This window comes from Halobellus sp. GM3, assembly GCF_052545375.1.
Window position 1 is genome coordinate 158,877 of record NZ_JBQWLT010000005.1, and the last position, 14,757, is coordinate 173,633.

The following is a 14,757-nucleotide window of genomic DNA, read 5'->3' on the forward strand; positions in this document are numbered from 1 at the left end:
TATGCGACTGGAGGACTACTGGGGCGTCGGCCCGAAGACGAGCGAGACGTTACGCGAGTCGATCGGCGTCGAGCGAGCCGTCGAGGCCATCGAGGGCGCGGACATCCGGACCCTCGCGGAGGCCGGACTCTCGCGCGGGCGAGCGGTCCGGATCCTCCGGCGTGCCAACGGCGCGGCCGGCATCGAGACGCTGGGGACGCGCGACACTCGGGACGTCTACGACGAACTGCTCACGCTGGCGAGCGAGCGCGCGCTCACGGCGCACGCCGCCGACCGAATCCGGGTGCTCACACCGCTGTCCGATGTGGACGAGCGAGAGGCCCGACTGGACCGCGTCCTCGCCGCTCGCGACGCGTGGGTCGCGCTCGGGGACGAGGACCGCGACGCCGTCCGCGCGGCCTACGACGCTTACGACGAGGCGGGGGGCACCGACCGAGTGGCGGTCGAGACGGCGCTGAAACTCCGCGAGGCCGGCCTCCGCGGAACGGCGTTCGAAGCCCTCGACGGCCTCGACGACGACGCGCTCCGCGCGGCGGCGAGCGCGCTCGGGACCGTCGACGACGACGGGTCGGTCGCGGCCGGGACCGACGAGGAACTCGACCGTCTCCGGGCGCGACGGGACGCCGTCGCCGAGTTGCAGGCGGGCGCGCTCGACGTGTTGGAGTCGATCCGGGAACGCGGCGTCCGGAGCTTCGAGGAGTTCCGCGCGGCGTTCGTCGAGTACGTCGCGAGCGAAGCCGACCTCCGGCGCGGACGCGTCGAGGCCGCGGTCGCGGCCGACGCCCACGACGAGGCCGACTTCGCTGCGACCTCGCTTCGGCACCTCCGCGAGGAACTCGATGCGGCGGCCGTCGAACGCGAGCGGGCCGTCGCCGAAGACCTCCGAGAATCGATCGAAACCGCACGCGAGGACGTCGACGTCGCCGTCGACGCCGTCTCCGAAACCGGGTTCACGCTCTCTCTCGGCCGGTTCGCCGCGGCGTACGACCTGACGCGCCCCCGTTTCGTCGAGGACGGACTCGCCGTGGAAGGCGCCAGGAACCTCTCGCTGTCGGGGGAGATCCAGCCCGTCAGCTACGCGATCGGGACGCACGACCTCGGAGGACCCGATCCAGATGCGGACGGCCCCGACGCGGGGGGCGAAGCGTCGGGCACCGACGGAGCGGTCCGACCCCCCTCTGGCGATCGGGTCGCGGTCCTCACCGGGGCGAACTCCGGCGGGAAAACGACGCTGTTGGAGACGCTCGCACAGGTCGTCCTCCTGGCGTCGATGGGGCTCCCAGTGCCCGCCGAGCGCGCCGACGTGGGACAGTTCGACACCGTTGTCTTCCACCGCCGACACGCCAGCTTCAACGCCGGCGTCCTCGAATCGACGCTGAAATCGATCGTGCCGCCGCTTTCGACCGGCGACCGGACGCTGATGCTCGTCGACGAGTTCGAGGCGATCACCGAACCGGGGCGGGCCGCGGACCTGCTGAACGGGCTCGTCGATCTGACCGTCGATCGGGACGCCCTCGGGGTCTACGTGACGCACCTCGCGGACGACCTCAGCCCGCTCCCGTCGGCGGCGCGCATCGACGGTATCTTCGCGGAGGGACTGACCGACGACTTAGCGCTCCGCGTCGACTACCAGCCGCGCTTCGGGACCGTCGGGAAGTCCACGCCGGAGTTCATCGTCTCGCGCCTCGTCGCGAACGCCGACGACCGGGCCGAACGCAGTGGGTTCGAGGCGCTCGCGGCGGCTGTCGGCGAGGAAGCCGTCCAGCGCACGCTCTCCGATGCGGCGTGGTCAGCCGAGTGAAATATTTCCGAGATAAGAATAGTATAGACAGCATATCGTCATACGTTTACGCAGTAATCCCGACAGGCATCCGAAGAAAACCGACCCGGTAGCCGCGACGTCGCATGTAACTGCCAGATCTGAGATTGGCTCTACTGACCGACCAATCGCGGTTTGTCACCGATTCTCTCCTCGGTTTTGAGAGAGTCGCACGGAGAGACGGCCGCGTGTCGTAACCGTCCGCACGTTTCTCCCGAGGAAGAACCACACTTCTGGACATTTCCTATTTGATTTAGTAACTGTATTACGAAGAGGTAAGTCGGTCGCGGCCTGCGCCGAAAGCGCCGTCAGTAGTTGACGCGCTCTTTCGATTTGATCTGGCCGATCCACTGGCGGTCTTCCAGGTCGTCCTCGGTCCACGCGATCGGTTCCCAGTTGGGGTCGAAGACGAGGTAGCCGCCGGCGTTGAACTCGATCCGGTGGCCGCTGACGGGGTCGCGGACGTAGAGGAACTTCCCGCGGGAGATCGAGTGCTGGCCGATCCCGTCGGTCGGGATCCCGTGTTCGTTCATCGCGTCGTGGGCGTCGAAGAGGTCGTCGGCGGTGTCCACCTTGTAGGCGATGTGATGGAGCGCCGGGTCGTTACCGGCCTCCTCGTCGTCGATGACGGCGGCTTCGATCTTGTTCCCGCAGGCGGTGAGGAAGGTCCCCCAGCGAGATCCGTCCGTCCGATCGTACTGCTCTTGGACGGTGAACCCGAGCGCCTCCTGCAGCCACTCGGCGAACCCCGCCGCGTCGGTGTCCCACAGTTGCGTGTGGTCGATGCGCCGGGGGGCGATCGGGTTCGTCGTCGTCCGCGAGTACGTCTTGTTCTTGAGCTTCGAGCGCCGCTCCGCGGGCGGGTCCGGCTTCTCCATCTCGTGGTAGAACTCGAACTCGTGACCGGTCGGCGTCGAAAAGCGGATCGCCTCGCCCTGCCCGAGTTCTTCGCCCGCTTCGACCCACGTGACGTCGATGCCCTCCCCTTCGAGGCGCTCTGCGAACGCCGACAGCGACTCGGAGTCGACGGTCTGCCAGCCGATGTGATCGACGCCCGACTCCTCGGCCTCCGTCAGGGCGATCGAGTGGTGATCGAACTCGTCGACGGCGCGGAGATACGAGGTGTCTCCCTCCCGCTCGACTTCCTCGAACCCGACGACGTCGCTGAAAAACGACAGCGACCCGTCGAGGTCGGGCGTTTCGAGCGCGACGTGACCGAGGCGGGCAAGCTCTGGTGGCATTGTGTCGGACTCTCGTTCGTCGGTCACTATAATTCATTCGCCGCGGTGCGCCGCGTGGGAACCGGCCGGAACAGATGCGTGGCGGCGTTATCGGAGGTCACCGAGGGCGTCCATCCGCTCGCCCAGCGTCGATTTGATCGACGCCAGATCGCCGCCGACCCGGATGATTTGGTGGCCGTCGTCGATGGCCCGCTCGACGGCGTCGGGGTCCGTTTTGATCACTCCGGTGGGAACCCCGGCGTCGTGGCACCGCTCGCTGATGTCGTCGATCTGCGCGACGACGTCCGGGTGCGTCTTCTCGCCGGGGTGGCCCATCTGCACGGAGAGGTCCGACGGCCCGATGAAGACGAACCCGAGCTCGGGGACCGAGAGGATGTCGTCGAGGTCGTCGACCGCGGTCGTCTTCTCGATCATCACGCCGAGGCAGACCTCCTCGTCCTCGGTTTCGATGTAGTCGTCGGCGAGCCCCCACGTGCGAGACCGACCGCTGGCCATCCCGCGTTCGCCCGGTTCGTCGCCGTACACGAACCGGGTCGCTTTGACGGCCGCTCTGACCTCTTCGGCGGAGTCGACGCGCGGGATGAACACGTTCCGAACCCCCGCGTCGAGGACTTTCCGGATCAGCGCGGGATCGCCGGCGGGGAGCCTGACGAACAGCTCCGTGCCGCCGACCTCCGCGGCGCGCGTGAGCGATTCGAACACCGTGCTGTCGTAGGGGCTCGGACCCATGTGCTCGAAGTCGAGCCAGACGAAGTCGATACCGAGTTCGCCGTAGAGTTCGATGACGGTCGGCGAGAACGTCGACGAGCGCGCGCCGAAGACGACCTCGCCGTTCTCGATCGCGTGTCGAAAGCGGTTGTGTTGATCCATGCTATTCGGAGGTCCAACACCCGTCCGGTTATACATTCTGGTAGGTGTCGATTATTCTGGTAGGTGAAGACTGTTCCAATACCCCACAATCTCGAAGCAATCGCCTAGCGCCGCAAAGCGGACCGCTGTCGACCGAGAGGGATCGACGGTGGCGTTACTCGTCCTCGTCGTCGGAGACGACTTGGAACCGGCGGCCGTCGGGGTCGCGGAAGTTGGTGATGGTGCGGCCGGTCTTATCGACGTGATAAGGGCCGACGATCGAGTCGATCTCTTTCTCTTCGATGTCCTCGGTGAAGCCTTCGATGTCGTCCACGGCGAAGGCGATGTGGTTGATTCCGGGGACTTCCTCGCCGTCGACGGTGTGGATCTCGAAGATCGGACCCTCGCCGTCGGCCGGCTCGAGCTCGAAGGACTGCCCGTGGTGCTCCGTCCGGCGGAGCTCCTCGTATCCGAGCTTCTTCAGGAATTCCGCCATCTCCGTCGCGTCACTGGCCTCGATCTCGATGTGATCAATTTCACCGATCATACCCCTGAGATTCGTTCCGACGGTACTAAACATTCCGATATGAGAACTCATACCGCGCCGGAACGGACCCCCGAGCGGTCATAGGGAGTATCGGAAGTCCTCATAGATTCTCGTCGCCCCGTTCTGCGAGAATCTATGAACAGTTACGATACTCCCTATCAGTTCCCGTACTGGTAGTTGATCGTGACCGTGTTCGCCATCTCCTGTAACTTCTGGAGGAGGTCGTCCCGATAGGACGCGTCCCGGATGCGTCCCGTGGGGACGACGATGCCGAAGGACCCGAGGACGCGGTCGTCGATCAGGATGGGAACCGCGGCCATTCCCATGCCGACGACCTGCTCGTCCCAGTCGACCGCGTATCCGTCGTCTCGTATCTCGGCTAACTCCGCTTTCAGTTCGTCTGGGTCAGTGACGGTGTGTTCGGTGCGCTGGACGAGCCCCCGCCGTTCGATGATCTCGTCGACGCGGGCCTCCGGGAGGTGAGCGAGAATCGCCTTGCCGGTCGCGACCGTGTGAAGCGGCGTCGCAGCGCCGGAGTACGTGCCGAGGCTCAGCGCCCGCCGGCCTTCCTCCTGGTGGTACACCACGGCGCGGCCGTCGTTTTCGATCGTCAGTCCGACGAGTTCGTCCGTCTCGGCGACGATCCGTTTCATCTCCGGCTTTGCCACCTGAAACAGCCGGTTCCGGTATTTCATCTTGCCGCCGATCGTGAGGAAGTACGAACTCAGGCGGTACTCGCCGTCTTCCCGGGTCACGTATCTCGTCTCGCTCAGTGAACGCAGGTAGTCGTACACGGTGCTGTCCGGGAGCCCCATCCGCTCTGCGACCTCTGAGGGGCCGGCCCCGTCAAGCTCCCAGAGCAAATCGACGATCTCGAACGCCCGTTCGACGGTCGTGAGCGAGGTCCGCTTCGGTGGCATATCCCCCTGTTATAGTAATAGAACCTGAAACTTCCGATTTACTCGGAGAAAATTCACCCAGCGGGCACGATCTCGGGGTCCGAACCGCGGTAAATCGATCTCTGTGGGGAGGACGTCCTATCACGCGTCAGTACCGCCACGGAGAGTACAGCCCCCGATGGCTCGGCTGGGTTCGGCGTGCATAACAACCGTACGTCCGTTAGAACGATCTGAATTATCTCTCCCAGGCGGCTTGAATTCGGATACCCATACGCCATAATAGAGTGAGATAGCGTAGACGACAGATTCGATCGTGGCGCTCATCCCAACCAAATCACGTCGGTGACTGTAAATCGTCAACTACTCGGCGAGAAACGGCAGCGACGGTGGCGGGAGCCGATCACGATCCTGCAACGGGGGAGTTCGACACCTCCCGACCGGAGAAAAGATGCCGATTATTTCGGACGGATGTTCGCAGTTGGAGTATCGACGGCGACACTGGGCCGCGTCGGGTGCAACCAAGAATCTTCAGTCGCACGGTCGCCGGCGGACGACCGACCGCGAGTGTGTGCAACCACGACACTAACACCGAGTATATCGGATCGGTGTTGGAGGGTCCTCAGGTCGCGTCGACGGGCACGTACCTGTCGAAGACCGGCTCACCGTTGGCGAGTCCCATCACGTTCGCGGCGAGCTGGTCGACGTTTCCGCGCCGACACTCGGCGGTCATCGCGGCCACGTGGGGCGTGGCGACGACGTTGTCGAGTTCGAGCAGGGGCGAGTCGGCCGCGAGCGGCTCCTCGCTGAACACGTCGAGACCGGCCCCGGCTATCGTCCCGTCGGTGAGCGCCTCGACGAGGGCGTCTTCGCGAACGACCGGCCCGCGCGCGACGTTCACCAGTATCGCCGAGGGCTTCATCCGGGACAGTTCCTCGGGGCCGATCAGGCCGCGGGTCTCGTCGGTCAGTTCCGCCGAGAGGACCACGACGTCGCTCCGCTCCAGCAGGTCACCGAGCGACGCCTTCGCCCCGTGGACGAGTTCGGCGTCGATGTCCGGAACGTAGGGGTCCGCGAACAGGATGTCGACGTCGAACCCCGACAGGAGCGTCCCGACGCGTTTGCCCACGTTACCGAACCCGACGATCCCGACCGTCGAGCCCGAGAGGCGCGTTCCCAGCGTGTACTCGTCGCGCCAGCGGCCCTCCGAGAGCAGCGCTCTCGCCTCCGTGAGCCTGCGGGCGGTCGCGAGCGTGAGACAGAGCGCGTGTTCGGCCACCGAGAGGGCGTTGTGCCCCGGCGTGTGCGTCACCGTGATGCCGTTGTCCCGCGCCGCGTCGAGGTCGATCGAGTCGATGCCGGTCCCCAGTTTCCCGATCAGCGAGAGTCGAGTCGCCGCGTTCAGGACCGCCCGCGTGAGCGGGATCCGGGACGTCACGAGGGCGATATCGTAGTCCGGAAGGACCGTCTGAAGCGTCTCCTCGTCGGCCTCGATGCCGACGGTGACGTCCCAAGAGTCGTCCAGTCCGTCGAGCAATCGGTCCGTGGGGGTGATGTCCTGATCGACGAGTACTCGGGTCACGTCCTGCGGCACGCGGGGGGCGCATATTGAGCTGTCGGTCCCCGCACGAGCGGGTCTATCTCAAATTATAAGGCAGATGGTTACCACACCGTCTGGTATGCACACCACGTCGACCGTTGACGTCCCCGCTGTGAAAGATTTCTCCCGGATCGCCGCGGCGAACAACCCGGAGAAGACGGCGTTCGGAAACGGGATCGACGGCCGGACGATGACGTGGGCGGAGTTCGACGAGAAGAGCGCTCAGGCCGCACACGCATTCGGAGCGCACGTCGGGCAGGGGGACCGAATCGCGCTGCTCTGTGAGAACTCTCTCGAACACACCGTGCTGTGGAACGGCGGACTCAAAGCCGGCTGCACGGTCTCGAACCTCCACGTGCGCGCCTCGCCGAACACGCTGCAGAACTGCATCGACTCGCTCAGACCCCGCGTGCTCGTCGTCGACGAGGAGACCTCCGAGTTCTTCGAAGCGCGGGTGCGCGAGAAGCTCTCGACGGACCTCGACGCCGTCGTCAACGTGGGCGAGGCCCAGACCGACTACGAGGACTCGTTCGATGACTTCCTGAGCGGATGGCCGACGACCGAACCCGACGTCCGCGTCCGGGAGGACGACGTCGCGGTCGTGATGTGGACCTCCGGGACGACAGGCGAGCCGAAGGGCTGGTGTTTCACGAACCGAGCGCTGTACTTCAGAGCGCACACGCTCGTCAGCGTGTACGAGCTCAACCGACCGGCACGGCAGCCGCACGTGTTCACACCGTCGTTCGCGGCGTGGTACTCGGTGGTGTTGCCCGCGCTCGCCTCCGGCGCCACGACGTACTTCCAGCCGTCGTGGGACCCCGAAACGTACCTGCAGATGATCGACGAACACGACCTGACGTCGGCGCTTCTGGTGCCGACGATGTGGCGGGAGCTGCTCAACGTCGACACCTTCGAGGAGTACGATCTGAGCTCGCTCCAAGCGATTATGTCCGCCGGCGAGGTGCTCAACGCGAGCACCCTCCGGCGGCTCCGCGAGAGCGTCTGCGACGTCGTGAAGAACTCCTACGCGGCGACCGAGGCGTATTCGACGGTGATGGCGAACGCCGAACTCGACGAGAGCCGCGTCGAGAGCGTCGGCAAACCGGTCCCCGGCGTCGAGATCCGGATCGTCGACGAGGGCGGGACCTATCGGGATCGAAAGCCGCCGGGCGAGGTGGGCGAAATCGCGGTCAAAGCGCCCGACTGTCCGGTCTGGGCGTGGGGGCGCACGGAAAAGACCGAGGACGTGTTCGAGGACGGTTGGTGGTACTCCGGTGATCTCGGCTACAGAGACGAAGACGGGTTCATTTACCTGGAGGGCCGGACCGACCTGATGATCCTCTCGAAGGGGATCAAGGTGTACCCCGCGCCGGTCGAAGAGCGGCTCAACGCCCATCCGGGCGTCAACGAGTCGGCCGTCGTCGGCGTCGAGGACGAGGAGTACGGGGAGAAAGTCGTCGCGTACGTGTACGCGTCCGACCCCGACCTCGACGCGGAGGAACTCGACGCGTGGTGTCTCGAAAGCGACGAGCTCGCGCGAATGGAGCGTCCCCGCGAGTATCACTTCGTCGACGAGGGACTTCCGCGGACGTCAACCGGGAAACTCGACCGGCTGAGCGCCAAGGGCGAGAAGGAGTAACGCGTCGACCCGGCGCCCGGCATCGCCGCCGACCGGAGCCACGGTTGTTTGTTAATGTTACCCAACGTTTAAGTAATACACGCTACCATCTATACGCTGTAACCACAATGAGCGAGAGAAAATGGTCTTTCAGTGACAGTATGGCGGAAGCCGTCGAGGCGGCGGGCAACCCGGTCGAACTGATGCGTGACCTCGGGGTCGGAAAGTTCACCAAAGTCCCCGACGAGATCACGAACTGGATCGAAGAACAGCGCTCCTGGCGGGAGTCCGTCGCCTTCGCGGACCAGTCCTATCACATGACGGATCAGTACGTCGAGGGGCCCGACGCGCTCGAGTTCTACTCGGAGTTCGCCGTCAACAACTTCGACAACGCCGAACCCGGCAAGGCGAAGCAGCTCGTCGTCGCCAACCCGAACGGGAAGTTCATCGGCGATGCGATCTGGTTCCACCTCGACGATGAGAAGTTCCTGAGCGTCGGCGGCGCGGCGGCCCACAACTGGCTTCAGTACCAGGCCGAGACGGGCGAATACGACGTCACGGCGGAGTTACAGGGACGTCCCGTCCAGACGGGCGAAGACCCGAACAACTTCCGGTTCCAAGTACAGGGTCCGGAGGCCATCAAGGTGATGGAGGAGGCGGTCGACGGCGATATTCCCGAACTCGGCTTCTTCAACTTCGGCGACGTCGAGATTGAGGGCCACGAGGTCAACCTCCTCCGCCACGGGATGGCCGGAGAGCCCGGATTCGAGTTCTGGGGCCCCTACGAGCACGGCGACGAGATCAAAGAGGCCGTGATGGCTGCCGGCGAGGAGTACGATATTCACCACCTCGGCGCGGTGAGCTATCAGACCCCCAACGCCGTCCTCGGCTGGATCCCGCTGGTCGTCCCCGCCATCTTCGACGAGGGGATGGAAGACTATCTCGAATGGCTCAGCGTGGGACAGGGGCTGCTCTCGATCGGCGGGAGCTTCGAGTCCGACGACATCACCGACTACTACTTCACGCCGACCGAACTCGGATACGGACACATCATCGACTTCGATCACGACTTCGTCGGCAAGGAGGCCCTCGAAGCGGAAGCAGGCGATCCCGACCGCGAGAAGGTCACGCTGGTCTGGGACGGCGACGACATCGTCGACGTGTTCGCGTCGCTGTTCAGCGACGGCGAGACGTACAAGTTCATGGAACTTCCGCACCCGCGCGACGCGGCGTGTCCCTACGATCAGGTCCTGAAAGACGGCGAACTCGTCGGCCTCTCCACGGACAAGAGTTACATCTACAACCACCGCGACTTCATCTCGCTTGCGGTCGTCGACGCGGCGTACGCCGAACCGGGCACCGAGGTCACCGTCGTCTGGGGTGACCCCGAGGACAACACGAACAAGCGCGTCGAGCGCCACGCGAAAAAGGAGATCACCGCCACCGTCGCGCCGGCACCCTACAGCGAAGACAAACGATAACCGAAGATCCACGAACCAACAGAGGCACCCCATCTCGGCCGCCGCGAGAGGCGGCCGAATTAGAGCTCAGAAATAATATATAATTCAGATATTGTATTTCTGTATTCATTTGATTTTCTCCACCCCTTCGAGCGCTCAGTAGTCAGCACGGACTATACATATTTGCGGTTTGAACGCGCTTTTATCGGCGTCTTAACGTGAGATTGGGCATTTAATTTCGATTGAAGACTCCGCTCGTATAGAACGCGATACCCACACTCATATCAGAAATTCATATATTCTATATTTATTTTGAAAGTGTGTGATTCGGAGCTCCAGACGGGTCACATCTCCGCGCCCTGTTCGTCGATGGCGTCGGCCGCGATGGAGCGTCCCCGAGCGTTCAGTTCGACCTCGTGTCGGACCCGGACCTCGTCGAGGATGTCGTGGTCGATGAGCCGGACGAAAAGCTCCTCGACCTGCTCGACGTCGATGCCGAGGAACTCGGGGATGTCGAACGGCGAGACGCCCGAGTACAGCGCCATCAGCACCTGTTTGTCCTGCCGGGAGAGGTCCAGCGACGTCTCGCTTTGCTCCTCGCCGATCCGGAGCAGCGACTTCAGGTTGTCGACCGCCCGTTCGGGGCCGGAGATGTACGTCTGGACGCTCGTCCCCTCGTCGTCGGAGTGTTCGACCTCGATGACCTGCCGCTGTTGCTCGCGGACGGTCCGTCGCCCCATCTCGATGTCGCCGATGTCGTCGAGTCGGACCTCGACGAACGTTCCGGTCACGGTCGCGATGCTGACGGCGCCCGTTTCGACCTTCATCCGCGCGCCGACCCACTCGGTGTTCTGGACGACCCCGCCCTCGACGGCGGGATGGCGGACGAGAAACTGCGTCGAGGAGAGCAATGCGTCGTAGAAGTCCAACTCGAACTCCTCGTAGTCCGCCGGCGCGACGAGCACCACGTCCTCGCCGTCGTCGAACTGCAGCGCGAGGTAGTCCGAGACCGTCGCGACGCGTTGGTTGACGTCGAATCGGCCGCCGACACGGTCGATCTCCGACAGCGGAAACGTGCGCTTGCCGCCGGTCCCCGCCAGCACGATCCGGCGGTTCGACAGCAGGATACGCCCGTTCGTCCAGGCGGCCTCGTTGCGCTCGCGGCCGTTTCGGAGCGCCTGTAGGAACCGTCCGCGCGTGTCAGCGACTTTCGTCTCGCCGGGTTTCACGCCCCTCTCACCTCTGTGATCGGCCGTCCCCGCCCTCTCCGAGGTCGCGATAGATCCGGAGCCGCTTGTCGACCGGCTCGAACCGGTCGCGACAGGACGCCGGGACCGTTTCGGTCATCCCGATCGTCAGGTATCCGCCGGGTTCGACCGCAGAGCCCAGCGTCTCGAAGATGGCCTGCTTGGCGTCTCGGTTGATGTAGATGAACAGGTTCCGGCAGATGACCAGATCGAACGTCTGCGGCGGGTCCTGCTGGACGAGATCGTGTCTACGGAACGAGACCAGATCGCGCACCTCGTCGGTGACGCTGTAGGTGTCGCCGTCGCGCTCGACGTACTGCGCGCTGTTGGCCAGCGGCTCGAGCTGTTCCTCGAGGTTGTTCGTCTCCGAGGCGTGGTACTCTCCCCGGCGTGCGGCCCGGAGGATCTCCGGTTTGATGTCGGTCCCGAGGATCTCGACGCGCTTGTGATCGATCCGATCGTCGTCGATCGCGAGCATCGCCGCCGAATACGCCTCGCGGCCGTCCGAACAGGCCGCACTCCAGATCCGCGTCCGTCCCTGATCGCTCAGTTCGGCGATGATCTCCCGCAGCCCCTCCCAGACGTCCGGGTTACGGAAGAAGCTCGTGACGTTGACGCTGAGCGCGTTCAACAGCGCCTCCTGTTCGTCCTCGTCCTCGCGCAGCAGTTCGTGATACGCCTCGTACTCCTCGACGTGGCGGCGACGCATCCGCGCGGAGACTCGCCGATCGAGATACGACCGGTTGTAGGAACTCGTCGCGAACGAGAGGTCCGTTTCCACGTACTCGAGCAGGTCCTCGAAGGCTTCGGCGCCGTCGTCGGTCTCGCCGCCCGTGTCAAGCACCATCAGTCGGCCGCCTCCTCGGCCTCTGCGCTCCCGTCCTCCGGCGGCACCCACTGCCGCCGCGCCTGCTTGCCGGCGTCGGGGATCACGAGCGAGTTGACGTCGAGGATCGGGACGACGTTCCCATCGCCGACGACGGCCGTCCCCGAGATCCCCTCAGTCCCCCGAAGCGGCCCTTGCAACGGCGTGACGACCACTTCCTCCTGTCGCGCCACGCCGTCGCACTGGAGGGCGACCTGCCGGTCTGCCGGGCGGATTCGGACGACCATCCCCGAACCGCTGGGGGGCTCCTCGATGTTGAGCGCGTCGCGGAGACGGATCAGCGGGAAGATCGTCTCCTCGTGGACGATCACCTCCGCGCCGTCGACGCGCTGGATGCGAGTCTCCTGTGAGATCTCGTCGATGTACTTGATCGGCACGCCGAACTCGCGGTCGCCGACCCGGACGAAGAGCACCTTGATGATCGCGACGGAGACCGGCAGGCGAATCGAGATGGTCGTCCCCTCGCCGAGCGCGCTGTCGACGTTGACCGAGCCGTCGAGGGATTCGACGGTGGTCTTGACGACGTCCATCCCCACGCCGCGGCCGCTGACGTCGGTGATCTCCTCGTTAGTCGAGAGCCCGGGGTGGAAGATGAAGTCGTACACCTCCTCGTCGGGGATCTCGGCGAGCTCCTCTCGCGTTCGGACTCCCTCCGCGGCCACCTTCTCGCGGACCGCGTCCGCGTCGATCCCGCCGCCGTCGTCCTCGACGGTGATGACGACGGTGTCGTGTTCGCGCTCGGCGCGCAACTCCACGGAGCCGGTTCGGGACTTCCCGGCGGCCTCCCGCTCGTCGGGCGCCTCGATCCCGTGATCGACCGCGTTCCGGAGCACGTGCATCAGCGGATCGGAGATCTCGTCGAGGATCGTCCGGTCGAGCTCGATGTTCTCGCCCTCGACGGAGAAGCGCACCTGCTTTTCCTCCTCGCGGGCGAGGTCGCGGACGAGCCGCGGGAACTTATCGAACACCTTCTTCAGCGGGATCAGCCGCATGTCCATCACGGTGTCCTGCAGGTTCGTCGAGATCTTGTCCAGTTCGTCGAGGGTGTCGCGACCGGCGGACGCGTCCTCGTCGACGGCCTGACGAAGCTTGATCCGGCTGGTGACGAGCTGTTCGACCATGCTGTGGAGCTCGTCGAGCTGATCGACGTCGACCCGGACGGACTTCACCTCCGAGATCGAGGGCGTCGACTCGTCGGCGCCGCCGTCGGAATCGTCTGATCCCTCAGCGGTGCCGTCGGGACCGTCGGAGCCCCCGGAGTCGTCAGCCCCATCGTCGGAGTCGTCAGCCCCATCGTCGGAGTCGCCAGCCCCATCGTCGGAACCGCCGGAACCCTCGGCGGTGTCGTCCAGAGAGCCACCGACGCCGTCGGTGTCAGTCGGCCCCTCGACAGCAGCGGATTCAGCTGCTACACTGGTCGTTTCACCGGGGGACGGGGACGCATCCGCGGGCGGTTCGCCTGCGTCTGTCCCGTCGTTCGCCTCCGCCGACGGTTCGTCTGTCTCGTCGTTCGCCTCCGCCGACGGTTCGTCTGTCTCGTCGCTCGCCTCCGTCGACGGCCCGTCGGAGGTGTACGCGCCGACGATCGCGTCGACGGCCGCGGCGGCGGACTCGGGATCGACGTCGCTGTCGGGGACGGAGCCGGCTGTCGGGGCATCGTCCGCCTCGCTAGCCGGCGCCTCGACCGCCGCACCGGTCGCCGCCGCGTCGTCGACAAGCTCGCTGACGTCGGTCAGTTCGACCGATTCGACCTTCCAGAGGTCTTCGAGCGTCGCTTCGAGCGTCGCTTCCGGCGCGTCGGCGACGAAGACGACGAAGTCGTCGTCGAAATCTCCCTCCTCGATACAGTTGAGGTTTGGCTCCGCGCCCACGACCGCGAGGTCGTCGGGCAGGCCGCCGACGAACAGGCCGCCGTCGACGCCCTTCATGTCTCCCGGTTCGAGGGTGATTCTCGCGTGGTAGAGCTGCTCTGCGTCCGCCACGGCAGGGTCGTCGAGATCCAAGACGTCGCTCGCCAGTTCGAGCGCTGCCTCGTCCACCGGCGAATCGGATCCGGCGACCGCGCCCGACTCGGCCGGTCCCGCGGCGTTCTCGTCCGCCGCCGCCTCGTCCGCCACTGGCTCGTCGACGGCCGCCGCGGTCTCGTCGTCGCCCGTCGCGTCGGACGCCGCTCCATCTGCCGTCTCGGAGTCCGCCTCCTCGCCGGGGGATTCCGATTCGGGCTCTGCGGCCGCGCGGATATCTTCGACGAGCCCGCTCGGATCGCGCTTGGACTCGCCGTGCTCTTCGATCTCGTGGAGGATGTCCAGGATCTCGTCCATCCCGTCGAAGACCAGGTCCATCCGCTCGTGGGTGACCTCGATCCGATCCTGTCGCACCGCATCGAGCAGGTCCTCGACGGCGTGGGCGACCGTCGCCGCGTTGTCGAAGCCCATCGCGCCGAAGTTCCCCTTGAGGGTGTGGGCCTGCCGGAAGATGTCGTCGATCGCCTCGACGTCCTCCGGGTTCGACTCGAGGTCCAAAAGCGAGTTGTTCAGCTGGGTGATGCTCTCTTCCGACTCGGTGATGAATTCCTGGTAGAGTTCGTCGTCCAT

At 65.1% G+C, this 14,757-nt stretch carries 11 protein-coding genes; 3 read left to right on the forward strand and 8 right to left on the reverse strand.

What is annotated here, in order from left to right:
• Position 1 precedes the first annotated feature (1 nt).
• The gene (locus ACT3HL_RS09805; RefSeq protein ID WP_445086651.1) at positions 2 to 1,801 is read left to right on the forward strand and encodes a MutS-related protein; all 1,800 of its coding nucleotides are present in this window, start codon (positions 2 to 4) and stop codon (positions 1,799 to 1,801) included.
• A gap of 326 nt (positions 1,802 to 2,127) precedes the next feature.
• On the opposite strand, the gene ACT3HL_RS09810 is transcribed toward ACT3HL_RS09805, so the two are convergent.
• From ACT3HL_RS09810 to ACT3HL_RS09830, 5 genes are all read right to left on the reverse strand, one after another.
• Complete coding sequence (locus tag ACT3HL_RS09810; RefSeq protein ID WP_445086652.1) at positions 2,128 to 3,060, reverse strand: VOC family protein; 933 nt, start codon at positions 3,058 to 3,060, stop codon at positions 2,128 to 2,130.
• A gap of 87 nt (positions 3,061 to 3,147) precedes the next feature.
• The gene (locus ACT3HL_RS09815; protein WP_445086653.1) at positions 3,148 to 3,930 is read right to left on the reverse strand and encodes an aldolase/citrate lyase family protein; all 783 of its coding nucleotides are present in this window, start codon (positions 3,928 to 3,930) and stop codon (positions 3,148 to 3,150) included.
• A gap of 154 nt (positions 3,931 to 4,084) precedes the next feature.
• Positions 4,085 to 4,456: a VOC family protein gene (locus ACT3HL_RS09820; RefSeq protein WP_445086654.1), complete on the reverse strand. Its 372-nt coding sequence runs from the start codon at positions 4,454 to 4,456 to the stop codon at positions 4,085 to 4,087.
• Positions 4,457 to 4,614: 158 nt separating this feature from the next.
• On the reverse strand, positions 4,615 to 5,376 hold the full coding sequence (locus ACT3HL_RS09825; protein ID WP_445086655.1) for an IclR family transcriptional regulator domain-containing protein: 762 nt from the start codon (positions 5,374 to 5,376) through the stop codon (positions 4,615 to 4,617).
• Between the two features lie 598 nt (positions 5,377 to 5,974).
• On the reverse strand, positions 5,975 to 6,934 hold the full coding sequence (locus tag ACT3HL_RS09830; RefSeq protein WP_445086656.1) for an NAD(P)-dependent oxidoreductase: 960 nt from the start codon (positions 6,932 to 6,934) through the stop codon (positions 5,975 to 5,977).
• A gap of 97 nt (positions 6,935 to 7,031) precedes the next feature.
• Here ACT3HL_RS09830 and ACT3HL_RS09835 point away from each other — a divergent pair, with 97 nt between their 5' ends.
• Together ACT3HL_RS09835 and ACT3HL_RS09840 are read left to right on the forward strand one after the other, a co-directional pair.
• Positions 7,032 to 8,591, forward strand: a complete 1,560-nt coding sequence (locus ACT3HL_RS09835; protein ID WP_445086657.1) for an AMP-binding protein — start codon at positions 7,032 to 7,034, stop codon at positions 8,589 to 8,591.
• Positions 8,592 to 8,731: 140 nt separating this feature from the next.
• Complete coding sequence (locus tag ACT3HL_RS09840) at positions 8,732 to 10,051, forward strand: aminomethyl transferase family protein (RefSeq protein WP_445086658.1); 1,320 nt, start codon at positions 8,732 to 8,734, stop codon at positions 10,049 to 10,051.
• A 323-nt stretch (positions 10,052 to 10,374) separates the two neighbouring features.
• On the opposite strand, the gene ACT3HL_RS09845 is transcribed toward ACT3HL_RS09840, so the two are convergent.
• From ACT3HL_RS09845 to ACT3HL_RS09855, 3 genes are read right to left on the reverse strand one after another with little or no spacing between them, the layout of a single operon-like run.
• Positions 10,375 to 11,259, reverse strand: coding sequence for a CheF family chemotaxis protein (locus ACT3HL_RS09845; protein ID WP_445086659.1), 885 nt, complete (start codon positions 11,257 to 11,259; stop codon positions 10,375 to 10,377).
• Positions 11,260 to 11,266: 7 nt separating this feature from the next.
• The gene (locus ACT3HL_RS09850) at positions 11,267 to 12,124 is read right to left on the reverse strand and encodes a CheR family methyltransferase (protein WP_445086660.1); all 858 of its coding nucleotides are present in this window, start codon (positions 12,122 to 12,124) and stop codon (positions 11,267 to 11,269) included.
• Positions 12,124 to 14,757: a chemotaxis protein CheW gene (locus ACT3HL_RS09855; RefSeq protein WP_445086661.1), complete on the reverse strand. Its 2,634-nt coding sequence runs from the start codon at positions 14,755 to 14,757 to the stop codon at positions 12,124 to 12,126. Before ACT3HL_RS09855 ends, ACT3HL_RS09850 begins: the two co-directional genes overlap by 1 nt.